Genomic DNA, 25,661 nt, shown 5'->3' on the forward strand with positions numbered 1-25,661 from the left:
CATGGCAAGTGACAACCAGTCTTCAAAAACGATGCGGATTGATATTCCCGCGGCCCCTTCCGGCCGGTGGCCACGCCACTTAACCCCGGCTCAGGCGGCGGACGGGACCCGTCCGCGCAAGACGTTTGGAGAGATCGCCGTCCAGAATTCGGATTTAAGCGAATTGTTCCAGAACGTCTATGATTCGGCCTTCATCACCGAACTGAACGGGAAAATTGTCGATGCGAATGTCCGCGCGACCCAGTCGTTTTTATACACGCAGGCCCAATTCAAGCAGGCCGCCATCATGGATATTGTGCTGGGGATGACGGAACACGTCCTCGCAACCATTGGTGACAATCTGCGGAATGACCGGTTTACCCTTATCCAGGCGGAATGCGCGAGGCAGGACGGGTCACTCGTGCCCTCTGAAATTTCCACCTGCAAGATCACCCTCTCGGGCAAGACCTACCTCTGTTTTTTTATAAGGGATATCAGTGCGCGCAAGGAGGCGGAAGACGCCTTGCAGGCGGCGCATGACACGCTGGAGGCGGAGGTGCGTGAGCGGACCCGGATCAACGAGGAGCTGAGCCAGGAGATCGCGCGACGGACGCGGATCGAGGCGGAACTGAATCTGGCCATCGAACAGCTTCAGAAACATGACCGGGCTAAATCGCAGTTTGTTTCAAATGTGTCCCATGAATTGAAAACCCCGCTTTCATCCATCAACTACATGGCCGGGAATATGGTCAAAGGGATTGCCGGGCCGATGACGGAACAGGGAAAAACCTATCTGAGTATGATTCGAGAGGACTGTCAGCGGTTGCAGCGGACGGTGGATGACATTCTGGACATGAGTCGTATTGAATCGAATACGCTCCGCCTGAATCTGGTGCGCGTGAACTTCGGCCGGTTTCTCCGGCGAACCATCGAATCGCTGAGAATGCAGATTGAGGCGCAGGGCCTGAGCTTGGATCTGGGGGTGGAAGGGGCAGGGTTTGCCGCCTGTGATCCGCAAAAAATGGAGCGGGTGATCTTTAATGTGGTCAAGAATGCCATTAAGTACAATACCGCCAAGGGGTTCATTAAGATCCGGCTCCGTTCCAACGAAAAAGAGAGCGGGCAGCATGTGATCGAGGTGATTGACAGCGGGATTGGCATTGAGGCGGAACACTTGCCACGGATCACCGAGCGTTTTTTCCGGGTGGGCGAGTATGTGAGCGGGGCCGGCCTGGGGTTGGCCATTTGTAAAGATCTGATGGTCCGGCATGGGGGGATGATTGAAGTGACCAGTCCGCCTGCGGGCTTCAATAAGGGCACTCAAGTCTCCCTGTTGATGCCGGTGGTTCCCCCGCCCTGGGCCCTGCTGGCCTATGAGGATGATGCCGTGCGGGATCGGGTGACCGCCTGGTTGGAGGAATATGGCTACCGGGTCAGTTCCGGTAAACTGGCTGATGGCACCTGGGAGACCGCCTTGGCGGGAGTAAAGCCGGATCTGGTGATCCTGGAGTGGATTCATGCGGGTATGAATGGCGGCATCGTGATCTCCATGCTCAAGGGGGGGGAATCCCTGGCACGGGTGCCGGTACTGGCGATAACGGATGCGGAGCCGGCGGTCGCCAAACGGGAAATTCTGGAGGGATTTGAAATCCCGAGACTCCTGCCCTCCTTCAATCAGGAGGAGTTATGGGCGTGCGTGGAGGAAGTGGTGCTGGGTCGGAAACGGTTGGATGTCTGAGCAAGGAGAATGATGCAACATGAGTGATAAAATGGACCGGATTTTGTTGGTTGATGACGAACGGCATTTGCTGATCTCGCTTAAGGACTATCTGGTCAGCGAGCGGTTTGATGTGGTGACGGCGACGAGCGGCGAAGAGGCCCTTGCCATTCTGGATCAGACCCGGCCGGATTTGATTGTGCTGGATATCAGTATGCCCGGAATGGGGGGGCTAGGGTTTCTGCGACAGATTACCGGCGCTGATGGCAAAACCGCCTATCCGGTGCTGGTGCTGACGGCGCGCTCCATGCTGGAAAACTTTTTTGATTCGGTGGCCGTGGCCGGGTTTCTCACCAAGCCCTGTGATGAAAATAAACTGGTCCGCACGATCCGCAAAATTCTGGCATCCACCCAGAAACGCCCTGTCCGCAGTCAGGGTCAGATGTTTACGGTGCTGCTGGCTGAGGATGATCCCCTGCTGATTCCGGGGATGACGGCGGCCTTTTCGGCGGCCGGGTTCGAGGTGGTCACGGTGGAGAATGGGCCGGATGTCCTGGATAAAGCGGTCACGATGAATCCAGATGTGGTCGTGATGAAGGAGGTGCTCCCGCGCCTGAACGGTTCCGCGGTGGCCCGGCTGATTGATGTGATGACCAGCCTGAGCGGTCTGCCGGTGGTGCTTTATGATGAACGGTTAAGCGAAGGGAAGGCGGAGAGATCAAAGTCTACCTTTGCCAGATGCGTGAAACAGCATCTGTCCGTAAATCAGCCCGGAGCATTGGTGGCGGCCACCCAGGCGTTGCTTCACTGATTTCGCAGGGCGTCGAGCAGGGGCGCCCGGAGCGCGATCCAGGTGGCCAGCAGAATCCAGATGATCTGAAAAAGGCTTATTCCGCAGATGAGGGGCAGGATGAGCGCCCAGGGGTATTCGCCCCCGGGGGCCTGAAGGCTGGGCCAGATGGCCGCCAGTGAAGAGGTTGCGCCGATGGCCAGGCCGGATCCGAGAATGAGCCCCTGTTCCGCCAGTACCCCTTTGAGAATCTGGCGACGGGTATAGCCTGTAGCGGATAACAGGGCGAGTTCATGCCGGCGCTCTTGAATATTCCGCAAAATCACGATGGTCATACCGGCCGTTCCCAGAAGCAGGCCCAGTCCGCCCAGCACCAGAAACATGGCCATATAAGTGGATTCCACCACGTAAAATGACTTCAGCCGTTCAGTCGTGGAGGTGATCGCAAGACCCCATTTTTCCAGTTTGAGAGAGAGCGCCTCCCTGACTCGCGTCTCGGTACCGGGAGGGGTGTCAATCAGGAATAGGCGCGACCCGCTTTCCGAGGGGTACTGCGCGGCAAAGTCACGGGCGGAAATCAGAATGGAGCCCTGGAATACCGACAGGCGCATGGGCAGGGTGCCCACCAGTTTTACGCGGAATGGGACGCCCTGCTCATTTCTGAAAATCACGCTGTCGCCGTTCAGGGCGCCGGTCTTCATTTTTAAGCCCCAGTCGGCGGTATTGGCATCTCCCGCCAGGCCCGGGATGGCGCCGTCCGGACAAGAGGTGGTGAGTAACGTCCAGAGCGGGGCGCCGGCCGGTGAGGTTTGAAACGCGCCCCGTTGTTGAAAGTCGCGGGGGGCAACGCCGATCAGGGTGGGGGCCTGGGCGCGGTTGAGGTTCAGGCAGCTGGCATCATCGCCTTCCCTGACTTTCATTGAGACGATCCGTGCTGATTTTAAGTCCGGGTGCAGGTCAAGGTTGAACCGGGTCCGTCCTTCCGGACGGCTCAGGTCGGCTTGAATCGGGAGCGTGGATTCCCCGAACAGGGCGAAGCCGCCCGTCCCGGAATCGCGCCGGGCGGCGTGGCCCCCGACATCCTCCTGCATGGCGGCGACCGCCAGGATTAAAAAGCACCCGCAGGCGAGCAGGCCGGCGGCGGTCAGGCTCCGTGAGGGATGGCGGCCGGCGTTGCGCAACCCCAGTGTCAGAAGGGTCAGACGGCCACCGGGCTGGGCCAGACGTGAATAGAGCAGCGCGGCGAGGCTGAGCTGTGAAATCAGGAGCAGACTGCCGGCGGCAAAGAAAAGGGAGGAGGCGTCGGGAGGGGAGGCCACCGAGGCATATCCGATCAGGAGGAGGCTGGAGACGAGGCCGGCAAGGGTTAGGCCACTGATCCACCCCAGTTTCGACCTCCGGAGAGGAGTCGCCGGAGATCGTATGTCTGTGGCCTCACCGGAAAGGAGTGGCTGAATGGCCTGGCAGGTCTGCCGCCGGAGGACGAAGATGAGGGCAAGCAGGAGGAACCCGAAGCTCATCAGGGCCCCCAAGGCGGTTGTGGAGGCTGTGGCATGGTACTGAATTTCCGCCCGGGCAACAGCTCCCTGCCAGAAATGGCTCAGACCCCAGATCATGGCGCGGGTGTAGTAAGTTCCAAGTACTGCCCCGGCCAACGTCCCTGCGGCGGCAAGCAGGACGCATTCCTGAAGCCATAAGCGGCGGATCTGGCGTGGCTGAAAACCCAGGGCCAGCAACACTCCGGTTTCTTCCGCCCGCTGTTGAACGCCAAAGGCAAAAAGCAAACCGGTGAGCATGAGGCTGGCCATAATCAGGAAAAAACTCATGCCCAGAAAAAGCTGCCCGAAATCCATGGCTTCTGCCGCCGCCTTGAGCGCGGTCTCGCGGAGGGGTTGGAAGAGGAGGCCCAGTTCGGTCGGATCAAGATGTTGCTCCAGGGCTTCTGTGATCGCCTCCGCTCCCCCCTCATTGGCGCGGAAGCGGATCGCGGTGAGACTTCCGAACCGGTTGGCCCACATTTCCTGACCGGCCTTCAAGGTGACCACCGCTTTGGGCATCGCCCGGTAATCGTTCCAGTAAGTCGTGTTGGCGGGGTCTTCAAGCTGGTCGCGTTTCAGGGGCATCCCGATATCCCACTCGGCACATCGCCCGGCATCGGTCAGTCCCGGAAACTCCGGGGCCAGGGTCCGCTCATCGGAAAACTCAGCCATCTCCGCGATGCGGCGGATTTTGAATACGCGGTTCGTTTCCACAAAGTGATTCAATGCGCTGAACTCGAAATAGGTCAAGGTCACGGAGTCGCCCGGCCGGGCTTCAAGTTGATCCGCCAGCCACCGGTTCACAATGATGTCGTCATCGTTCATGTCAGGCGGCACCAGTCCCAGCGCTGAATCTGCGGAGGGCGAGAGCGCGATGACAAAAGAGTAGGGGGTTTCGCGGAGGGGCTGGCTCCCTGTCCGGGCAATGGAGTTGACGAGATAAGTCAGGGCGCCAACTGATTTCGGCAGGTGCGACAAGGTGGTGTCGACCTTCGGGTCCATGAAGATCCGGTCGCATTCAAGTTGAAACAGGCGGCCGTCCTCAAAGGTTCGCAGTGTCAGCCCGGCATCTGCGAGCCGCCAGACCTTGCGAAGCGCCTGATTCAGGTCGGTCTGCCCGTCTGTCAGCAGAAGATTCGCCTGCCCGGGCAGGCCGGCCGCCTGTTGCAGTCCGGACAGGTTGAGGAAGACGGTACAGGGGATTTGCTGATTGGCGGCCAGGCTGAACCGGCCCAGTTGCGCGTCCCGGATAATCGCCTCAACGGTGAAGGTCGCCCGGAGGGTGTCCTGCTTCTCCCGGGACGAGAGCGGGGCGTCCCGGGACATCAGGGCTGGCTTGCTGAACCGGATGGAAAGAGGATCCCCGAAGTGGAGTTGAAGTTCGTCTGCCAGCCTGGCATTAATGGCAATGCCCGTAGGGGAGAGGACTGGTTTCGGGGCGTCGGCGAAGGTCCAGAACGACTCCTGTACTCCCAGTATCTGGATGCCGTTGCAGGGACGGGGTTCGGGGCCGTCCTCTTTTGAGCGCACGGCAAGGCCGCGAAAGAGGAGCGCAGGGGAGACGGTGGCGCCCGTTTCGTTCTGCAGGCGGACGGCAAGGTCTGCCGGGAAAAATCGACCCCGGCTGTCCAGGACCGTTTGAATGGTGCCCAGGCGGAGCAGGGCGGATTGCGTGAGGCTGAACCGGATCGAGTCGCCGACCAACAGGGCCCCCACCAGGATGGCGGTGGCCAGCACGGTTCCGGCCAGCACCAGCGCATGAGCCCGGCGATAGAACCATAGACTGCGGAGGGTGAGTTTAAGCAGCGTCATGGGTGTTCAATACCAGCTGGCCGTCAATCAGTTCATAGACCCGGTCCATGCGCCTGGCCAGCGATAACGAATGGGTGACGACAATGAGGGTCATGCCCTCCTGCTTATTCATGGAGACCAGAAGATCCGCCAGACGTTCGGCACCGGAATGGTCCAGGGAGCCGGTGGGCTCATCGGCCAGCAGCAAACGGGGCCGGTTGATCATGGCCCGGGCCACGGCCACCCTGAGTTGTTCGCCGACGGATAACTGGCCGGGCCGGTGTTCCAGGCGGTGGGACAGGCCGACCTGCTCCAACAGACGCCGGGCCCGCGGCTCTGCACCTGCCGCCTTCCGGTTCACGAGAACCGGCACCAACACATTTTCGAGGACATTACATTGTTTCAGAAGATGGTGCGTCTGGAAAATCAGGCCGATTTTTTCGTTGCGGACCCGGGCCTGATCCCGGGCGGACAGGAAATTGAGATTCAGGCCATCGAGCAGGAGTTGCCCGGAGGTCGGCGTGTCGAGTGTGCCGATGATATTCAGCAGGGTGCTTTTCCCCGAGCCGGAGGGCCCGACAATGGCGATGGTTTCGCCGGCAGCCACTTTTAACGTGATCTCCTTCAAAACCGGCAGCCCGCCTTCAGTTGGGGTGGGATAGGTTTTGCTGATCTTCTCGAGGTGTAGCAGGGGGCTGGGTGTATTCATTTGGGTTGGTAGAGCATAATGAATCCGTCATCGGTTCCAATAACAATATTGCCGCCGGCCACGGCGGGCGGGGAGAGTGAATCGCAGGGTTTGTCGTGCCACAGGGTCTGTCCCTCCGCCAGACTCAACAGTGACAACGTTCCGCCGGATGCCACCACCACCGTGTTTCCCGCCACTACGGGAGAGGCGGGACTGCCCTCGGTAGGAACGCTCCAGAGTTTCCGGCCATCCGCCCGGTTCAGGCAATACATGAATCCATCACTGGATCCGGCCAGCACCCGGTTGGAGGTGACGGCCGGGGTGGTGAAGATCTCATTGCCCGCCACCTGATTGGTCCAGAGGAGGGTGAAGGTGGTCGCGTCGGCGCAGAGGATCGACCCGTCCCGGGTCCCGGCATAGACGCGGGACCCCTCCACAGCCACTCCGCCCGCCATGGGGCCGCGCTCGTCGAATCCGGTTCTCGCCAGAGGGGCGCCTGAGGCCGGAGCGATGAAGTGCAGGGCGGAATCGCAGGCCCCGAATACAATGAACCCGCGGCCAACGGCAGGGGACCCGTCGGAACGCCCTGCGGGTTTGGAACTCCACAGGATCCGTCCGGTGGTCAATTCGATCCGCGTCAGGCTGCCATTGTTTCGCGAGAGGGCGAGGGCGGTGCGGCCGTGGGGGCCGTCCGGCTCAAGCCAGTTGAGGGCTCCATAAAGGTCCTCGCCGATTTTGACTTTCCATTTGATGGCCCCGGTTCCGGTATCGAACGCATAGAGCTGGCCTTTGTCCGTTCCGGCGAGCAGGAGGGTGTCTACGCAGAGGGGCGGGGTTGAAAAGCGTTCCGGCTGCGGCAGCCGGGGTAGGGCGGTCGCCCAGCGTTTAACCCCGTTCAGCCCCACGGCGATGGCCTCGCCACGGTCGGACACGGCATAGATGACTCCCTTGCAGACCACGGGCGGTTGTGACACCGGGGCCCCGACATTGACGCGCCAGCCAACAGATAAGGGGCTTTGCAAGGGGGTGGCCGCGACACCGCGCAGACCGGAGTCCCCGTGATAGGTCGGCCAGCAGGCAGGCTCCTGGAGGGGAGTTGCCTGGCATAACAGGCAGGAGGTCAACAGGACGGTCGTGGCCGCCAGGCATTGCTTGTAAACGGCAAGAATCTGTTCTGCGGTGGTGTGGATGTTATACTCCTTGCGGACGGCCTCGTGGCCGGCTTGACCCAGTTGATGGGTGGCGCCGGGATCCAGAAGCAGGCGCTTCAGCGCTCCGGTCAGTCCGTCGGGGTCAGCCGGGTCATAGCAGAGGCCCCCGCCGGTGGCGGTGATGATTTCCGGGAAGGCGCCGATCCGGGGCTGGACTACGGGTACGGCGCAGGCCAGTGACTCCAGGATGAACATGCCGAATGCCTCGGGGTGTGGCATGGGGACTGACAGCACGGTCAGGGACTGGAGAAACTCGACGCGGTGTTCCCGGGTGAGTCCTTCGCAAAACTCCACATCGGCCAGCAGGCCCCGGGCCGAGAGCTTGCGGCGCAACCGCCGGAGAAAGGGGGTATCATCCGGCGTCTGGCCGCCCATGAGTTTCAACTGAAGGGCCCGGAGTGGGGCCGTTTGCTTGAGTTGGATAAAGGCGTCGACCAAGGCTTCCAGGCCTAGTGACTCGCTCATTTTTGAAAGATAACCGAGTACCGGCTTTTCCGGGGGAATGAGTGCCGGTTGGTATTCTTCGGGGGAGATGCCGATTGGGATCTCGTGAAAACGGGTGGCGTCGATGCCGGTCAGCCGCTGCTGCATGAGGTGGCTGTAGTAGTGGCTGACGGGGAGGAAGGCGGCAATGTCCCGGGCTTTTTCCGCCATGAGTTGCCAGGCCTCGTGGGCCGCACCCGGCTCCATGGAGTTAATCCAGGCATCTTCATCCTGAAGGGTGCAGACCACGGGGACGTTCAATTCCCGCCTGATGCGCCCGGCCAGCCCCAGTAGGAGGGCGTTGGACAGGTGAACGAGATCCGGTTTGGCCTGCTGGATCAGCCATTCCATCAGGTGGTCCAGCTCCGCCTTTTGCCCGCCCGTTTCGCCGCGCAAGACCGACAGGGTCATGGCTTCAAGGCCGTTGGCGCGGGTGGTGCCGGACTTTCCGGCCACCCACCGGAGCAATCGGCGCGAGTCCAGGAGGCGCTTGAGCCAGCGCGGAGCGCGGCTCAGGGCCGGGATATGTTGGGCGAGATAGACCCCCACGGCGCCATAAAAGATCGGCACGGTGGCGGAGCCCATTTCCTCGCCCTCCGAGAAGAGGGGCAGGTACATGGGGACCAGGATCACCTCGTGGCCCAGCGCCCGGAGCTCCATCACCAATTCCTTGTCCCGCATGCAGTTCTGGCAATAGAAGACATCCGCCGTGCCGGGGATTATGTGCACAACCTTCATGGCGGGAGTGTAGGGGAAAGCGGGCGGGGAGGTCAACCTGTGGAGCGGTGTAAACGTCTTACCGTTGCCAAGTGAGTGAGGAATCGGTAGAGTGCATGAACTTTTTCCGGATTGGGAGGATCAGATATGGGTTCGAAATGGAATTGGGCGGAACAACGGGAGCGTAAGGCGTTTGTGGCGCTTCAAGATGGCACGATTTTACGCGGGTATTCTGTCGGCGCCCCCGTGGATGCCTATGGAGAGGTCGTGTTCAATACCGGGATGGCCGGGTATCAGGAAATTTTAAGTGATCCCTCCTACAGCGGGCAGTTCGTGACCATGACCTATCCCGAAATCGGCAGCACGGGCATGAACCAGGCCGATATGGAAAGCCGCCAACTGTTTGCCAGCGGCTTTATCATCCATGACATGAATATCCCGAGTAACTGGCGGGCGGATGGCTCGGTTCCGGAGTATCTTGCCAAATGGTCCATTCCGGCGATTGCGGGCATTGATACCCGGGCGCTGACCTCGCGGCTCAGGATGGAAGGCACGCAACGTGGCTTTATGAGCGTATCGGGCAAGGTGAATGAAGCGGATGCCGTACGCAAGGCCGCGGAGTGGTGCGGATTGGATGGTCAGGATTATGCGGCAAAGGTGTCCTGCAAGAAAGCCTACCCGTGGGATCCCAATGACTCCTTGTCCCAAAGCTGGGGTATTGCGAGCGAATTGCCCAAGCCCGATCTGAACATTGTGGCGTATGATTTCGGGATCAAGTGGAACATTCTGCGTAGCCTGCGGCGGAATGGCATGGCCGTGACGGTGGTGCCGGCCCAGACGCCTGCGGCCGAGGTTCTGAAGCTGAAGCCGGATGGCGTCTTTTTCTCCAACGGGCCGGCCGATCCGGCGGCGGTGACCTATGCGATTGAGGCGGCGCGCGAGCTGCTCGGGAAGGTCCCGCTCATGGGGATTTGTCTGGGGCATCAGATATTAGGGCTGGCCTGTGGCGGGAAAACCTACCGGCTCAAGTTCGGGCATCACGGGTGTAATCATCCCGTGAAGAATCTGCGGACGGGGGCGGTGGAGATTACCTCTCAAAATCATAATTTTTCGGTCGATCCGGATTCGCTGGACAAGACCATCCTCGACATAACTCATGTGAATCTCAACGATCAGACGGTTGAGGGCCTGTCGCACAAGAAAGAGCCGATGTTCTGTGTGCAGTATCACCCGGAATCCTCGCCGGGTCCCCATGATCCTTATTATCTGTTTACCCAGTTCCGTGAATTAATTCGAAAGGCTTGAACGTTATGCAGGGTCACAATTGGATTGCCATTCTTGATTTTGGATCCCAGTACAGTCAGCTGATCGCCCGCCGGGTCCGCGAGCAGCGGGTCTATTCGGAACTGTTGAAATTCAATATTACGGCGGCTGAACTTGCCGCCCGCAAGCCGGCAGGGATCATCCTGTCGGGGGGGCCCGCCAGTGTCCTGGACAAGGGGTCTCCCCTGTGTGATCCGGCGATCTATGAGCTTGGGGTGCCCGTGCTGGGGATTTGCTATGGACAGCAGATGACGGCCAAGCTGCTGAATGGATCCGTGAAACCGGGCCATGCGCGTGAATATGGCAGCGCCCGGATTTCGGTGGTGGACTCGTCTTCACTGTTCCGTGATCTGCCTGCGTCGCTGGATGTCTGGATGAGTCATGGGGATCAGGTGGAACATCTGCCGCCCGGGTTTTCCGTGCTGGCCAAAACGGATACCTGTCCCGTGGCGGCCATGGGGAATCCGGCGCGCCGCATTTATGGACTCCAGTTCCATCCTGAAGTGGTGCATACGCCCCAGGGGGCAACCCTGCTGAGCCGGTTCCTCTTTGATATCTGCAAGTGCCGGCCTGACTGGGAAATGGCCCAGTTCATCAAGGAGAGCGTGGTGGCCATCCGTGAAAAGGTGGGGGATGGCCATGTGCTGTGCGGGTTGAGCGGCGGGGTGGATTCCTCGGTGGTGGCGGCGCTGTTGCACCGCGCCATTGGCAAACAGCTGCACTGCGTGTTTGTGGATAACGGCCTGGTACGGGCGGGGGAAGCCAAGCAGGTGGAGGAGCTTTTCGGTAAAGCCTTTGGCATCGACCTGCATGTGTCGCATGCGCAGAAGCTCTTCCTCGACGGGCTGAAAGGCATCACGGATCCCGAGCAGAAACGCAAAATTATCGGTAAGACCTTTATAGATGTATTTTCTATTGAAGCCCGCAAATTTGGCGAGGCGCAGTTCCTGGCGCAGGGGACCCTTTATCCGGACGTGATTGAGAGCGCCTCCCCGCTGGGTGGGCCCTCGGTGACCATCAAGAGCCATCATAACGTGGGTGGGCTGCCGGAGGATCTCAAATTCAAGCTGATTGAACCGGTCCGGGAACTATTCAAGGATGAGGTGCGGTTGCTGGGACGTGAGTTGGGGCTTCCGGGCTATGTGGTGGACCGTCAGCCGTTTCCCGGACCCGGGCTTGCGGTGCGGATCCTGGGCGAGGTGACCGAAGAGCGGGTCGCGCTGCTCCAGAAAGCGGACCTCCGGGTGCAGGAGGAAATGCAGAAGGACCCGATGTACGCGAAAATCTGGCAATCGTTTGCCGTGTTGCTTCCCATTCAGACCGTGGGGGTCATGGGCGACAGCCGGACCTATGAGAATGTGGCCGCCTTGCGCATTGTGGAGAGTCAGGATGGCATGACGGCCGACTGGTCCCGGGTATCGTATGATACGCTGGCCCGCATCTCGACCCGGATCATCAATGAGGTTTCCGGCATTAATCGCGTGGTGTATGATATCAGTTCGAAACCGCCTGCGACCATCGAGTGGGAATAAGGAAGAAGGGGATATGAAGCGAATAGCCTGTCTGTTCCTTGTGCTGGGGTCCCTCCTTGGGGCCCGGGCCGACACCATGACGTTGAGTAATGGCGAGGTGGTCAAAGGGCGTTTGATAGGGTTTTCGGAGCGGAAATTCATATTCAAATCGGAGGCCGGGGCCATGGTCTCGGAGTATCCCGTCAATGTGAAGTCCATTCTTCCGCCGGCGCCGCTGAAGGTGTCCCTGGAGTTGGCTCGCAGTCAATACGAGGATGTGGAGTTCCGTGCGTTCGATGAGTTCACCCTCCACCTCACCAAGGACGGGGAGCCGCTTGATGAGCGGGTGATTATGCTGAAGTCACTGACAGTGAAACGGCCGCCTGAGCCCGTGAAACCGCCGCCCCCGACCCCTGAGGAACTGGCGACCGCGGCAAGGGCCGTCCGTGGGGATCCCAAGTCGCCGGCCGAAGCCCGCGAATGGCAGCGGTCCGGAAAGTGGCGGGAGATGGATTCCAAAAACACCCTGACCATCAGCAAGGGAGAAGAGGTGGATATTGAGGAACATTTGAAAAAAGGGTTCATCAATATTGTCCATTTCCATAATCCCAAACTCCTGCCGAGTATCCGCGAGGGGAATTATGTTGAGGCGCTTGCGACCAAGCCATCGAACCGGATCGTGATCCTGAGGATTGTTGCGCCCGGTTTCGAAGCGCCGGTGTGTGGGGCGATGGGCATTAAGTCGTTGCCCCAGTTCTGGTTTTACGACGTCCGGGGGCATCTGGCGAAGAAGCTGACGGACCGCTTTACCGAAGGGGATATTGATGAGGCTTTGAAGCTGGCCCGGCACGGAGTGGAGTGACCCCTTTCCCGTCCGTGACGTCCCGCCGAAAGAAGTTGTCAGAGACTGATCATGCGTGACAGAATCATGTCGCACGTGGAGTTTATGTTTCATCAGGTAATTGAACGATTGCGAGGAACACCATGGCTCGTCAGAGTGTAGACTGGGAAAATATGTTTCACGCACTTGAGGCGTACCGCAAGGAGCATGGCGACTGTCAGGTTCCTGCCAACTGGAAAAAGAATGTGCAACTGGGGCGGTGGGTGGCCATGCAGCGCTATCGCCATAAGATCGGGGAACTCTCCAAGGTTTATTTGGCCCGTTTGACGCAGATGGGCTTCGTGTGGTCTCCCGCGGACAAGGTTTGGAATGACATGTTCCAGCGGCTGGTGAAATACAAGAAGAAACACGGGCATTGTGATGTGCCTTCTTCCTGTCCCTCGGAGCCGGATCTGGCGAATTGGGTGGCCAATCAACGGCACCGAAAGAAAATGGGGTCGTTGGCCGTTGACCGGGTGCGTAAGTTGGAAGAGGCCGGTTTTGTCTGGTCGGTGTATGGCAAGCAGCAAAGCGCGAAGGTGCCGGAGATCAAACGCAAGCAGGTGCCGGTCCAGGTGGCAGCCGCTGTGGCGGCGCCCGAAGAACGGCTCTATCAGATTAGCGGCGCGTATATCCAGTACAATGGGACCGGGGACCTCCCGCCCAAGCTGGCGAAATATATTCAACTCCATGACGGCGAGTATCCCTCCTGTATCATTCTGCCCCGTATGCCGTTGGTTTTCCGGTTGGGCGGGAGTGATTCTGCCGGGATTCCTCCGTTGAGGGTTAAATGGTCTGGTGCAGGGCGGTTGCCAGAGGATGTCCTCGAGTACCTGAACGAGAATGGTGCGCTGCCGCCGCATGGGCCTTGAAAGATGAAAAAGTCCCTACTCTATTTTTTGCGTACCTTATGTGTACTGGTGGTCCTGCCGGCAGGGTTTGTCGTATTGTATCCCCTGGTGGTTCTGCTGTTGCCGGAAGCGACGGCCCGACTGGCCGACCTGCCGCGGGATCTGGCGCTGTTTGTGCTGATTGAGTCGGGAGTGGTCCCTCTGTTCGCACTGGGGCTCTATTGGCGGGCCCGGCACCGGGCCTCCGAAAAAGGGGTCAGGGAAGCCCGGGATACCCGTGACGTTCTCTAGATGAACCGGCATGAGTGCAATTTCACATAGTTCCAGGATTTCGGATATTCTGCTGCGTCGGGGAAGCATGTCCGCCGAGGCGTTGAAGCAGGCGCAGGAGCGGGCGCAATTGAGCTCCATCCGGCTTGAGAAATACCTGATTGATAATTCCTTGATTACGCCGACAGAGGCGACGCTGTGTCTGGCTGAATATCTCCGGATGGCGCCCATTACGCTGGCACATTTTACCCCGAGCTCCCAGTTGCTGGAAACCATTCCGGCGGATATTTTGCGGAAACACCAGGCGATGCCGATCATGAAGATTGGCGGCCTGCTGGTGGTGGCTCTGGGCGATCCCTTTGATGTGATGGCGGTGGATGAGCTCCATGTGATTTCAGGCCTCCAGATCATGACGCTGGTCGCGGGGGAAAAAGATATTCAGGAAGCCCTGGCGCGGGCCTTGGCCCCGGTTGAAGGTAGTAATATCGACCTCGAGGACATCATGCGCGACTCCGATGCCGATATCGAGGTCGGCAAAGAGGAGCGGCAGGAGCAGAGTCTCGAGGAGATCATGGAGAGCGCCGAGGGGGCGCCCGTCATCCGGATGGTGAACATGATGCTGGTGGAGGCGTTGCGCACCAAGGCCAGTGACATTCATATTGAGCCTCAGGAAAAAACGTTGCGGCTGCGCTACCGGATCGATGGCTCGCTGACCGAGCGGCCCAGCCCCCCGAAAAGTTATCAGCCGGCGATTATTTCCCGCATTAAAATCATGTCGGATATGGATATCGCGGAGCGGCGCATTCCCCAGGATGGCCGGTTCCGGATCAAGGCGCTGGGAAAGGAAGTGGATATCCGGGTGAGCGCGCTTCCCTCCATCCATGGGGAGAAAATCGTCATGCGTGTGCTCGACAAGAGCGCGCTGTTTCCCAGCCTGAGCGGGTTGGGACTGGATGAACATGCCTTCGCGGCTTTTTCCTATGCCATCAGTCAGCCGCACGGGATCATCCTGGTGACGGGGCCCACCGGGAGCGGGAAGACGACGACCTTGTATTCCTGTCTGCAGGAGTTGAATAAGATCGATGTGAACATCGTGACCTGTGAGGATCCCGTTGAGTATCAGCTGGCGGGGGTCAATCAGGTCCAGATCAATGCGGTAGGGTTGACGTTTGCCGCCGCCCTGCGGTCCATTTTGCGGCAGGATCCCGATATCGTGCTGGTGGGTGAAATCCGGGACGGGGAAACCGCGGAAATCGCGGTGAAGGCCGCACTGACCGGGCATCTGGTGCTGAGCACGCTGCATACCAATGATGCGGCGGGCGCCATTACCCGCTTGATTGACATGGGGATTCCCCCTTTCCTGATGGCGTCATCCATGATCTTGTCGCAGGCGCAACGACTGTACCGGAAGCTGTGCATGGCGTGCCGCACGCAGGTCGAACTGCCGCTGGACGTGCTCAAGGCGAACCGGATTGATGCGGAGTTTTTCAAGGATCTCAAAAGTCCCGGCGGGAGCGGATTTGTCCCCATTTATAAGGCGGTAGGCTGTCCCAAGTGCAACGGCTCGGGCTACAAGGGCCGCGGCGCCATCATGGAGGTGCTGCCGGTGACCGAACGCATCAAGGAAATGATCATGAAAGGCGGGACCAGCGGGGAGATCCGGGAGGCGGCGCAGGCGGAGGGAATGCTGACGCTCAAGCAGGCCGGTTTGAAGAAGGTGCGGGAGGGCGTGACCTCGTTGGAGGATGCCATGGAGTTGACCGGCGGTGAGTAAGGGTCGAAGGGAGATGTGGCGATGAGTCCTTTATTGCGTTCAGGTGGATCTGCGAAGCCAGTTCTGATGGCGCCCAGCGTGGTGCCCCAAAAAAACGCGGCCACGGCGGGTGGCCCCAAAAAAGCGGTGGCGGCTCAAGTGACCAAAACGACGCGCAAAGGCGTGGGCAAAGTCCGGGGCGCAGGAAAAATTGTCGAAAAGGATCTCGCTCCTTTTTCCCGCCAGATGGCGGCGATGCTGTCGGCCGGAATGCCGATTGTGGCAGCCCTTGAAACCCTGGAAGAGCAGGCGACCAATCCCAATTTCAAGATCGTCATCGGCTCGTTGAAGCGGAATATTGAAGGAGGGGCGTCCTTTTCGGAAAGTCTCCAGCAGATTCCGGATGTGTTTGATGTGCTGTATGTGAATATGGTCCGGGCCGGAGAACAGAGCGGGCAGTTCGCGGAAACCATGCGCCGGATCGGCGAGTTGCTGGAGGCCTCGGCGAAATTGCGACGCAAGGTGAAGTCCGCGATGACGTATCCCGTGGTCGTCTTATCGCTTTCCCTGATTATCGCGACCGGCATGATTATTTTTATTGTACCGGTGTTCGCCGGCATGTTCAGTGATTTCGGCGGTAAACTACCCGCGCCCACCCAGTTCCTGGTCGACTTGAGTGCCGCTGGTAAAAAATATGCCATTATCATTATCCCCTCGATCATGATCTCGGTCTGGGGTTTCAAGAAATGGAAAAAGACGGTGGCCGGGGCCTGGGCCATGGATAGCATGGTGCTCAAGGCGCCGGTGTTCGGGGTGCTGATTCAGAAAGTCGCCGTCGCCCGGTTTTCCCGGACCCTGAGCCAGCTGGTTCAAAGCGGGGTGCCGATCCTGAATGCGCTGGAGATTGTGGCCAAGGCGGCCGGTAATCTGGTGATCGAGGCGGCCATTATGGATGCCCGCAAGTCGGTGGAGCATGGCGATACGCTCTCGTCCGGACTGGAAGGTAAGGATTGTATCCCGAAGCTGGTGGTGCGTATGCTTGCGGCCGGCGAGAAAACAGGGAAAGTCGACGAGATGCTGGCCAGTGTGGCGGATACCTTTGATGATGAGGTGGAAACCATGTTGGCCTCCCTGACCTCGCTGCTGGAGCCGTTGCTGATGGTGTTTCTGGGCGTGATCATCGGTGGCATTGTGGTTTGTATGTTCCTGCCGATCTTCAAGATGGTTGAGGTTATCAAGTAGGGGGGGCCTGATGGAGTCGATTCGAAAAACGGTGCTTTCGGAAAGTCACATCCAGCTCGGGGCTCGGATGGTGGATTTCAGCGGCTGGTATATGCCGCTTCAATATGACGGGATTCTGGCGGAGCACCACCGGACCCGGACCGATGTGACGATGTTTGACACCTGCCACATGGGCCGGTTCCTGGTGACCGGGCCGGGCTCGCTGGAGGCCCTCAATGCCCTGCTGACGACCGACCTCAACACCCTTCATGACGGGCAGTGCAAATACGGCTTTCTGCTGCGGGAGGATGGCGGGATTCTGGATGACTTGATCACCTACCGGTTTGATGCCGGGCATTGGATGATCGTAGTGAACGCTGGGACCCAGGACGGGGATCGTGAGTGGATCCAGTCGCGCCTGCCGGCCTCGGTCACCTTTACCGATGTCTCCCGTACCCTCGCCAAGATCGATGTGCAGGGGCCCCGGGCCTTGGATTGTGTGGCCCAGGTGTGTGGCATTGAGGTCGCTTCGCTCGGGTATTTCCGCTTCAGGACCTTCGCGTGTGGTGGTGAGGCGATCGTCAGTCGTACCGGTTACACCGGGGAAAAAGGGGTGGAGCTGTATGTGGAGTCAACCCGGATGGTCGAGCTCTGGCATCAGTTTCTGGCCGACGGGGTAAAACCGGCAGGACTGGGCGCGCGTGACACCCTGCGGCTGGAGGCGGGGCTTCCGCTCTATGGCCATGAACTCTCCGAAGCCGTTACTCCGGTGGAGGCCGCGATGATGCGTTATGTGACCAAGGCCTCCCCGTACGTGGGGCGCGAGGCGGTATTGCAGCATCAGGCGCAGGGACCGGCCACCATTCTGGTCGGCTTTAAGATCGAGGGCCGGCAATCGGCCAGGGCGGGACAGGCGGTGGTGTCCAATGGCCGGCCGGTCGGTACGGTGACGAGCGGGTCCTTTGGTCCGACGTTGCAGGTTGTGGTCGGGTTTGCTAGCGTTTCCCCGGCCTGTTCCGCTGTCGGGACCCGGCTTCAGGTGGATACCGGCCGGGCCCTGCTGGAGGCTGTGATTGTGAAGCCGCCTTTTTACAAGGCGGTTTAAGCGGCCGGAACGTTTCAAACAAAATGGACAAAGGAATAGGAACGATGAGCGCAAATAATACATTTTATACAAAAGATCATGAGTGGCTGAAAGTGGAGGGGCAGGTGGCGACGGTCGGGATTACCGATCATGCCCAGCAGGCCCTGGGCGACATCACCTTCGTGGATTTACCGAAGGTGGGTAAGGCGGTCAAGGCGCATGAGGTGCTCCTGGTCGTGGAGTCCGTCAAGGCGGCCAGTGATGTCTTTGCGCCGGTCTCGGGTACGGTCAGCGCCGTGAATGATGCGTTGGCCACCGCGCCGGAGCTGATCAATCAGGCGGCGCAGACCGACGGTTGGCTTTGCAAGCTGAGCCCGTTTATCCCTGCGGTGAGCGAGCTGATGACGGCGGAGCAATACGCGGCGTTCCTGCAGGAGAGTTGAGATGCCGTATATTCCCACCACGGACCGTGATCGCGCGGATATGCTACAGGCCATCGGGGTTCCCGATGTGGAGGCCCTGTTTGCGGACATACCCGAGTCCGTGCGCATCAGCGGTTTGAATCTTCCGCAGGGGCGGAGCGAGGGCGAGGTCTATGAGCATCTGCATCAGGTGTCCCACCGCAACGCGCATCATCTGACCGGGTTCCTGGGCGGGGGCTATTATGATCACTTCATCCCCGCCTGTGTCGATGAGTTGTCGGCCCGCAGTGAATTCTATACGGCCTACACGCCCTATCAGCCGGAGGCGTCGCAGGGCACGCTCCAGGCCATTTTTGAATATCAGACGGCCATCTGCCGGATCACGGAGATGGAGGTGGCGAATGCCTCCCTGTATGACGGGGGCACGGCGTTATACGAGGCCGCCATGATGGCCATCCGCTTGACGGGGCGACGTAAAATCCTGCTGGATAGCGGGGTGAATCCCATCTATCGCAACATTTTGTACAGTTATACCCGGAACCTGGCGGTAGAGTTCGTCGAGATTCCGGTGGTGCATGGCCAGAGCGACCGGGACCGGATCGTCGCGGCGCTGGATGACCAGACGGCGGCCATTATTTTCCAGAATCCCAACTTCTTCGGGGCGGTGGACGATTTTACGGATGTGATTCAGGCGGCTCACACGCGGGGCTGCATGGCGGTGATGTCGGTGTATCCGGTCTCGCTGGGCATCTTGAAGACGCCCGGCCAGATGGGGGCGGATATTGTCACGGGAGAGGGGCAGAGTCTCGGCCTGCCGCTGTCGTTCGGGGGCCCCTATCTTGGGTTCATGGCGACCCGCATGGTGCATGTCCGGAAGATGCCCGGCCGGATTGCCGGGGCCTCGCAGGATGCCAATGGCCGGCGGGGGTTTGTGCTGACCCTGCAGGCGCGGGAGCAGCATATCCGCCGCGAGAAGGCGATGTCGAACATCTGCTCCAACGAGGCGCTCTGCGCCTTGCGGGCCGTGATGTATCTGTCCTGGCTCGGGAAGGGCGGGTTCAAGGACCTCGCTCATATTTGCGCGCAGAAGGCGGAATATGCCAAGACCCGGTTGGGGGCCATTCCCGGGGTTGAGGTGAAGAAGAGCGCGCCCACGTTCAATGAATTTACCATTGAATTGCCGGTGGATGCCAGTGATGTGGTGTCGCGGATGATTGATCGTGGGTTTGCCGCCGGCTTCCCGCTGGGGCGATATTACAAGGGCATGGAAAACTATCTGCTGGTGGCGGTCACGGAGAAGCGGACCCGGGAGCAGATCGGCCTCTTTGCCGAAGCCCTGGAGGGCGTGCTATGAGCAAGTTGATTTATGAGAAATCGGTTCCGGGCCGCCGGGCGGCCAATCTGCCCCGCCTCACGCCAGCGGAGGCCGCGGTCAAGCTCCGGATTCCTGCAAAATATTTCAGGGATCAGGCCGCCGACCTGCCGGAGCTGTCCGAGTTGGATGTGGTACGGCATTTCACCCGGCTCTCCCTTAAGAATTTCAGTGTGGATGCGAACATGTACCCGCTCGGGTCCTGTACGATGAAGTACAATCCCAAGGTCTGTGAGCGGGTGGCCGCGCTGGATGGCTTTTCCTCGTTGCATCCGCTGTTGCCGCAGTTGCGTGGCGGCGGGATGCTGACCCAGGGGGCGCTGGAGGTGCTGCACGAAACCGAGCGATGGCTGGGAGAAATCACGGGTATGGATGCCTTCACCCTGCAACCCATGGCCGGCTCGCATGGGGAGTTGACCGGGATGATGCTGGTGGCGGCCTATCACCGGGACCGAGGGAATCGTAAGACCAAGGTGATTATTCCCGATTCCGCGCATGGCACCAATCCGTCGAGTGCGGCCATTGCCGGGTATTCCGTGGTCACCATCCCGACGAATGCGGATGGGGGCGTGGATCTGGTGAAATATGAGGCCGCCATGGATGATGAGGTGGCCGCCGTCATGCTGACCTGTCCCAGCACGCTGGGTCTGTTTGAGCGCGACATTCTCAAGTTGGCCGAACTGGCCCACCAGCGGGATGCCCTGCTGTATTATGACGGAGCGAATCTGAATGCGTTGCTGGGGCGGTGCCGCCCGGGCGATCTGGGGTTTGATGTGGTGCATGTCAACCTGCACAAGACGTTTGCCACCCCCCACGGGGGCGGTGGACCGGGGGCCGGGCCGGTGGGCGTGAAAGCCAGGCTGATTCCCTATCTGCCGACCAGTATTGTGGTGAAGCGTGAGGATGGTTCCTATGCGCTGGAATACGACCGGCCGAAGAGTATCGGTTATATTTCCTCGTTCTACGGGAATTTCGCCATCATCCTGCGGGCTTACGCCTACATGCTGCTGCTGGGGCGGGAAGGAATGCGGCGGGTCAGCGAACATGCCGTCTTGCATGCCAATTATATCCAGGCCCGGCTGAAGGGCCGGTATGCCCTGGCGGTGGACCGGCTTTGTATGCATGAGTGCGTCTTCAGTGCCTCCCGTCAGGTGGAGAAGGGCGTTCATGCGCTGGATGTGGCCAAGGCCCTGCTGGAAAGGGGATTGCATGCCCCCACCATTTATTTCCCGCTGGTGGTCAAGGAGGCGCTGATGATTGAGCCGACGGAGACCGAATCCAAGGAGCAGATGGATGAATTGATCGACGCGTTACTCGACATTGCCGAGCTGGCGGAACATGACCCCGCCCAGTTCCCGTCCATGCCGCGCAACACCCCGGTGGGCCGGCTGGATGAAGTCAAGGCGGCGAGGGACATGAGGTTTAAAGCCTGACCATGAACACCCCGTCAGATCCCAATTCAAACCTGAGCCTGGCGGGAATCCGTATCCTGGTGGTGGATGATGATGAAGTCATCCGCCTGTTGTCGCAACGGGTCCTGATGTCGCGTCAGGCGGCGGTGGAGGTGGCCGAAAACGGCCGCTCGGCCCTCCAGATTCTGCTCCGTCAGGATTTTGACCTGGTGCTGGTGGATCTGCGCATGCAGGAAATGGATGGCATCACGTTCATCCAGGAAGCCCGTAACATCTGGCCCTGGCTGGGCTTTGTGATTATGACGGGGTATATGGATGATGTGTCCTCCGAGTTGTCTGCCAACCTGGGGGTCACGCGGGTATTATCCAAACCTGTCCGGCCGGCTCAACTCTGTCAGGTGCTGTTGGAGGAGTATCATGAGCGGCGTCTGGGGTTGGGGATGGCGGGACCCGGGATGGAACAGCATCAGCGCCAGCTGAGGATGTTGGGACACCTGGGGGAAACGGCCCTGGCGTCCGGGACGTTTGCCGAAGCCCTGCAGGACTTGAGCGAAGGCCTCGGTGAACTGCTGGGCTGCGATGTGGCCGGACTGCTGGGCTTCTCTGAAGGGCAGAATGTGGTGGTGCTGACGGCCCAGAACGCGGTGGCGGAGTCATTCCTGTCCAAGTGTCGTCAGGAAATGGTGTCGCGTTATGCCGCCTTGAGCGGGAAGAAGACCGATCATATCGAGTGGCGGGTCCAGATGGAAGGGGTGCCCAGTTCCCCGGCCGGACCGGAGCTGCCCGGCCGGCTTATGACGATCCCGTTATTTGTCAATAACGAGGTCCAGGGAATTTTGATGCTGGGGGCCGCCCAGGAGGAGACCATGGCGGCGATTGATATCTCCTTTGTGTATCACATTGCCAATGTCCTTTCTTCCATCCTGGCGGCGGTCACCCGGATCCGGCAGTTGGCCGCCCACGATTCATTGACGGGGCTGTTCAACCGCGAATATTTCGAGGAGCAGGCGGAGCGCTCCTGGCAGCTGGCTCGCCGCTATGGGCACCAGATGGCGGTGGCCATCATGGATGTGGATTATTTTAAAGTGGTCAATGATACCCATGGGCATCTCGTCGGCGATCAGGTCTTGCGTGAATTCGCGGCGATTCTCCGGAAGGCGGCCCGCGGTTCGGATGTGGTGGCCCGCTATGGGGGTGATGAATTTGTGGTGATGTTGCCGCAGGCGGATCTGGCCTCCGGCATGACGCTGGTGAATCGTATCCGTAGTGCCGTGGAGGAAAACGTCTTCTGCGCCGGCACCCTGGGGTTGAAATTAACCACGTCCATCGGGCTGGCTACCAGTGTGGGAGTCGATGCCGCGTCCTCGGTCATGGATATCTTGCGTCTGGCGGATTCCGGTCTGTATGCGGCCAAGCGGGATGGACGCAACCGGGTTCACTTGTGGACCCGGGAACTGGGCGGGGCGGACGAGCCGGATGAAGTGGCGGGGATTACGGCACCTCCCGGCGCCTTGCCCGTGAACCGGCCGCATCCCTGCATTCTGCTCGTGGATGATGACCCGCTGATCCTGACCACGTTGGCGGCGATTTTGCATGGAAGCGGGTATGCCACTGAAAGCGCCCTCTCTCCGGGCGAAGCGTTGGCCATGGCACAAGCCATTCCCGGGGCCTATGATGTAGCGCTGCTCGATCTGAATATGCCGGAGGTTAGCGGTCTGGAGCTTTTGGCGTCGTTGCGTCAGACGGACAGTTTTATCATGCCGGTGGTGATGACGGGCTATGCGACCAAGGAAAGCGCCGTCCAGTCCCTGCGTCAGGGGGCCTTTGAGTTCATCGAGAAACCGGTGGTGCCGGCTGAATTGCTGGCGGTGATTGAGAAGTCGTTGGATCATCGCCGCCTGCGGGTTGAGAATGAACGCTACCGGCTGCGCCTGGAGGAAATGGTGCGGCAGAAGAGCGCGGATCTCATCAAGGCGCTGGAGGAGCTCAAGGTCACCCACGAATTTACCCTGCAGGCCATGGTGCGGATGCTTGATGAACGGGAACATGCCACCGGGCAGCACAGCAACCGGGTCCGTGCCCTGAGCTATGTACTCGGCAAGGCGATGAGCCTGCCACGCAAGGAGCTGGATATACTGGCCCACGGGGCCTTGTTGCATGACATCGGTAAAGTGGCGATTCCCGACAGCATTTTGCTGAAAGCCGGGCCACTGGATGATAAAGAGCGTGCGATCATGAGAACGCATGCGGAAGTCGGTTATAATATCCTGAGCTCGAGCAACTACATGAAGGATATAGCGGAATTGGTGTATTCCCATCAGGAACGGTACGACGGCTCCGGCTATCCCCGGGGTTTGAAGGGGGATGCCATCTGTTTGGGAGCGCGCATCTTTGCCGTGGTGGATGCCTATGATGCGATGCGCTCGGACCGGCCTTACCGGAAGTCCATGTCGGCCCAGGCGGCTCGCGACGAAATTGTGCGCTGTAACGGCACGCATTTTGATCCGGCCGTCGTGGATGCGTTTTTACGGCATCAGGATGCGTTGGAGGCCATCGGCTGCTGGGCCGGGCTGCAGGCTCAATAACTGACGGGAACCAGCAAGTCGTTCTCGTACAGTTTTCTGACCATGATCACATCCAGGGCATGACCGGCTTTATAGGAGTAGACATTTCCGACGAAGCGGCCGGTGTCGATCAGTGCCAGGGCTGCCACCAGATCCAGAATCGCCCGGTGCCAGACCGGTTCCAGCGCCTTCCCGTTATGAAATAATGTGGGGGTGTTGCAGTATTTCTTCCGTCCTGCCACCAGGATGTTGTCTTTGGTGTACCCCAGATTCCTCACATCCGCAAAGAGTTTCCCGATGGTTTTGGTGAACAGCATTTGCGTATAGGAGCAGTTGGTGCGGGCGAGCGAGCCGTACCGCCCCGTTTCCGGGGTCAATCGGATCCTCAGCCGCTGCTTGCCGATGGCGGTGGTGAAGTTTACGGCCACATCCAGATTGAGCTGAGGAACCGGGTCGGTACAGGGGGTGAATACCAGGAAACTCCCGTTCGGTGCCAGGATAGAGACCGGTTCCTTAACGGTCACATAGTGTGCGGGCTGATCTGTTTGCGTGATGCCGGCTTTTTCAATGGCCTCCACCAGATCCATACTGCCCCGGTCAAACAGGGGCGGGTCGCCTGAATCCATCCGGATCATCAGGTTGTCCACGTTCAAGGCCAGCCGCAGGGCGACGATATGCTCCACCATGCGCATGTAATTGTGGGGGGAGCCGCTGCACAGCACAATATTCCGCTGTGTGGTCCAGACGTTATTGGCCGACACCCGGATAGGCATGGCGTCGGGCAGATCCGTCCGGTCAAACCACCAGCCCGGGGTCTGCGTGGGCTGCAGGTGCAAGGTCCGCTGGGCGCGTCCGAAAAAGGTGCCCGGTCCGGTGACGGAGACGGGGTGGGCGATGGTCGTCTGGAACCGGTCGGCTTTCGCAAGCTCGGGAATCCATTCCTGGTCCACAGGCTGGGCCTGGAATGCCTCAAACTGGCGGTCCATGATCGCGGTGTCGCCCTGTAACAAGTGTCCGTATGGTGTCGTTGCCATTTCTGATTCTCCCGTAATAGTCCCCCATACAAGACAATCATTGCCCGAAAGTCAAGAAGGGGTAAACTAACCCCCCAAATGAAACGACGAATTCAGTTTGTTCTGCCACCGGGGCAAGGAGGGGTGGGGCTGCCCGATTACTTGGCTGGGCGCTTTACCTACCATACCCGTGACGAATGGCTCGCGCATATCGCGGCGGGTCGGGTCGAGGTGAATGGCGCGGTTGGGGGTCAGGAGCGCGTACTCGAGGCGGGAGACCGGGTGGAGTATATCGCCCGTGAAATGCCTGAACCGCCGGTCTGTTTCGATATCGAGATTGTCTTTGAAGATTACGATGTGATGGTGATCAACAAGCCGCCGAATCTGCCCTGTCATCCGGCCGGCCGCTATTTCAACCACACCCTCTGGGCCTGGCTGAAGACCCATCATTGCATCGAATCGCCCGCCCTGGTCAACCGGTTGGACCGCGAAACCTCAGGCCTTCTGGTGGTGGCCAAAAATGCCCGGGCCGAATCCAAATGCCGGGAACAGTTTTCGAAGCGGTTCGTGGTGAAGCGGTATGTAGCCATTGTGGAGGGCACGTTTCCTGCGACATTAAGGGCCGAGGGGTGGCTGCTGCCGGATCCCGGTTCCGGGGTCCATAAACGCCGGCGTTTTGAGCGGGACAACACCGGGCGCGGGCCCATGATGCCTCCGCCTGACCCGGTGCCAGGCAAGGAATGGGCGCTTACTGAGTTTCGTCTGCTTCGTGCGGTAAAGGGGCTCAGTATCGTGGAGGCGGTGCTACACACCGGTCGCCTTCATCAGATCCGGGCCACCCTGCATTCACTAGGCTTCCCTGTCGTGGGCGATAAGATCTATGGGCTCGATCCGATGATTTTTGTGCGGTTCTGCACGGATATGGCGACGGAGGAGGATTGGCGCCGCCTGCGGTTGCCCCGTCAGGCCTTGCATTCCATGGAGTTGGAATTCACTCATCCGGCAACCAGTCAGACGATGCACTTTGAGGCGCCCATGCCGGGGGATATGAGGGAGTTGGTTGAACTCTGA

19 protein-coding genes are annotated in these 25,661 nt (G+C 59.7%); 15 read left to right on the plus strand and 4 right to left on the minus strand.

Features of this window, described 5'->3' with window-relative positions; translation table 11 throughout:
• Position 1: 1 nt before the first annotated feature.
• Positions 2 to 1,717 (plus strand): ATP-binding protein, encoded by a 1,716-nt coding sequence (locus WCS52_00210; protein MEI6165593.1) that lies wholly within the window; start codon positions 2 to 4, stop codon positions 1,715 to 1,717.
• Positions 1,718 to 1,736: 19 nt separating this feature from the next.
• A complete protein-coding gene (locus tag WCS52_00215; protein ID MEI6165594.1) occupies positions 1,737 to 2,507 on the plus strand; it encodes a response regulator in 771 nt (256 codons plus the stop codon).
• Here WCS52_00215 and WCS52_00220 read toward each other — a convergent pair.
• The 3 genes from WCS52_00220 to WCS52_00230 are packed head-to-tail and all read right to left on the minus strand — an operon-like array spanning position 2,501 to position 8,926.
• Positions 2,501 to 5,836 (minus strand): ABC transporter permease, encoded by a 3,336-nt coding sequence (locus WCS52_00220; protein ID MEI6165595.1) that lies wholly within the window; start codon positions 5,834 to 5,836, stop codon positions 2,501 to 2,503. The genes WCS52_00215 and WCS52_00220 overlap by 7 nt on opposite strands.
• Positions 5,823 to 6,524 carry an ABC transporter ATP-binding protein gene (locus WCS52_00225; GenBank protein ID MEI6165596.1) on the minus strand — a complete coding sequence of 234 codons (702 nt, stop codon included), beginning with the start codon at positions 6,522 to 6,524 and terminating at the stop codon, positions 5,823 to 5,825. The genes WCS52_00220 and WCS52_00225 overlap by 14 nt, the downstream gene beginning before the upstream one ends.
• The gene (locus WCS52_00230; protein MEI6165597.1) at positions 6,521 to 8,926 is read right to left on the minus strand and encodes a PQQ-binding-like beta-propeller repeat protein; all 2,406 of its coding nucleotides are present in this window, start codon (positions 8,924 to 8,926) and stop codon (positions 6,521 to 6,523) included. Before WCS52_00230 ends, WCS52_00225 begins: the two co-directional genes overlap by 4 nt.
• A 135-nt stretch (positions 8,927 to 9,061) precedes the next feature.
• On the opposite strand from WCS52_00230, the gene carA reads away from it, so the two are divergent.
• The 12 genes from carA (at position 9,062) to WCS52_00290 (ending at position 23,598) form a co-directional block, all read left to right on the plus strand.
• Positions 9,062 to 10,219 carry a glutamine-hydrolyzing carbamoyl-phosphate synthase small subunit gene (gene carA, locus WCS52_00235; protein ID MEI6165598.1) on the plus strand — a complete coding sequence of 386 codons (1,158 nt, stop codon included), beginning with the start codon at positions 9,062 to 9,064 and terminating at the stop codon, positions 10,217 to 10,219.
• Positions 10,220 to 10,224: 5 nt separating this feature from the next.
• Positions 10,225 to 11,769, plus strand: coding sequence for a glutamine-hydrolyzing GMP synthase (gene guaA / locus WCS52_00240; GenBank protein ID MEI6165599.1), 1,545 nt, complete (start codon positions 10,225 to 10,227; stop codon positions 11,767 to 11,769).
• A gap of 13 nt (positions 11,770 to 11,782) precedes the next feature.
• Entirely contained in the window at positions 11,783 to 12,610 is an 828-nt protein-coding gene (locus WCS52_00245) for a hypothetical protein (GenBank protein ID MEI6165600.1), read from the plus strand.
• 122 nt (positions 12,611 to 12,732) lie between these two features.
• Positions 12,733 to 13,500, plus strand: coding sequence for a helicase associated domain-containing protein (locus WCS52_00250; GenBank protein MEI6165601.1), 768 nt, complete (start codon positions 12,733 to 12,735; stop codon positions 13,498 to 13,500).
• A gap of 3 nt (positions 13,501 to 13,503) precedes the next feature.
• On the plus strand, positions 13,504 to 13,770 hold the full coding sequence (locus WCS52_00255; protein ID MEI6165602.1) for a hypothetical protein: 267 nt from the start codon (positions 13,504 to 13,506) through the stop codon (positions 13,768 to 13,770).
• Between the two features lie 10 nt (positions 13,771 to 13,780).
• Positions 13,781 to 15,523, plus strand: coding sequence for an ATPase, T2SS/T4P/T4SS family (locus WCS52_00260; GenBank protein ID MEI6165603.1), 1,743 nt, complete (start codon positions 13,781 to 13,783; stop codon positions 15,521 to 15,523).
• Positions 15,524 to 15,544: 21 nt separating this feature from the next.
• Positions 15,545 to 16,744, plus strand: a complete 1,200-nt coding sequence (locus tag WCS52_00265; protein ID MEI6165604.1) for a type II secretion system F family protein — start codon at positions 15,545 to 15,547, stop codon at positions 16,742 to 16,744.
• 10 nt (positions 16,745 to 16,754) lie between these two features.
• Positions 16,755 to 17,828 (plus strand): glycine cleavage system aminomethyltransferase GcvT, encoded by a 1,074-nt coding sequence (gene gcvT / locus WCS52_00270; protein MEI6165605.1) that lies wholly within the window; start codon positions 16,755 to 16,757, stop codon positions 17,826 to 17,828.
• 44 nt (positions 17,829 to 17,872) lie between these two features.
• A complete protein-coding gene (gene gcvH, locus WCS52_00275; GenBank protein ID MEI6165606.1) occupies positions 17,873 to 18,250 on the plus strand; it encodes a glycine cleavage system protein GcvH in 378 nt (125 codons plus the stop codon).
• A 1-nt stretch (position 18,251) separates the two neighbouring features.
• On the plus strand, positions 18,252 to 19,583 hold the full coding sequence (gene gcvPA / locus WCS52_00280; GenBank protein ID MEI6165607.1) for an aminomethyl-transferring glycine dehydrogenase subunit GcvPA: 1,332 nt from the start codon (positions 18,252 to 18,254) through the stop codon (positions 19,581 to 19,583).
• The gene (gene gcvPB / locus WCS52_00285; GenBank protein MEI6165608.1) at positions 19,580 to 21,034 is read left to right on the plus strand and encodes an aminomethyl-transferring glycine dehydrogenase subunit GcvPB; all 1,455 of its coding nucleotides are present in this window, start codon (positions 19,580 to 19,582) and stop codon (positions 21,032 to 21,034) included. Before gcvPA ends, gcvPB begins: the two co-directional genes overlap by 4 nt.
• A 2-nt stretch (positions 21,035 to 21,036) precedes the next feature.
• Positions 21,037 to 23,598 (plus strand): diguanylate cyclase, encoded by a 2,562-nt coding sequence (locus WCS52_00290; GenBank protein ID MEI6165609.1) that lies wholly within the window; start codon positions 21,037 to 21,039, stop codon positions 23,596 to 23,598.
• On the opposite strand, the gene WCS52_00295 is transcribed toward WCS52_00290, so the two are convergent.
• Positions 23,592 to 24,611 (minus strand): UDP-3-O-acyl-N-acetylglucosamine deacetylase, encoded by a 1,020-nt coding sequence (locus WCS52_00295; GenBank protein ID MEI6165610.1) that lies wholly within the window; start codon positions 24,609 to 24,611, stop codon positions 23,592 to 23,594. The genes WCS52_00290 and WCS52_00295 overlap by 7 nt on opposite strands.
• A 78-nt stretch (positions 24,612 to 24,689) precedes the next feature.
• Between WCS52_00295 and WCS52_00300 the strand changes: the two genes are divergently transcribed.
• On the plus strand, positions 24,690 to 25,661 hold the full coding sequence (locus tag WCS52_00300; GenBank protein ID MEI6165611.1) for an RluA family pseudouridine synthase: 972 nt from the start codon (positions 24,690 to 24,692) through the stop codon (positions 25,659 to 25,661).

This window comes from bacterium (assembly GCA_037128595.1).
Lineage (GTDB): Bacteria > Verrucomicrobiota > Kiritimatiellia > CAIKKV01 > CAITUY01 > JAABPW01.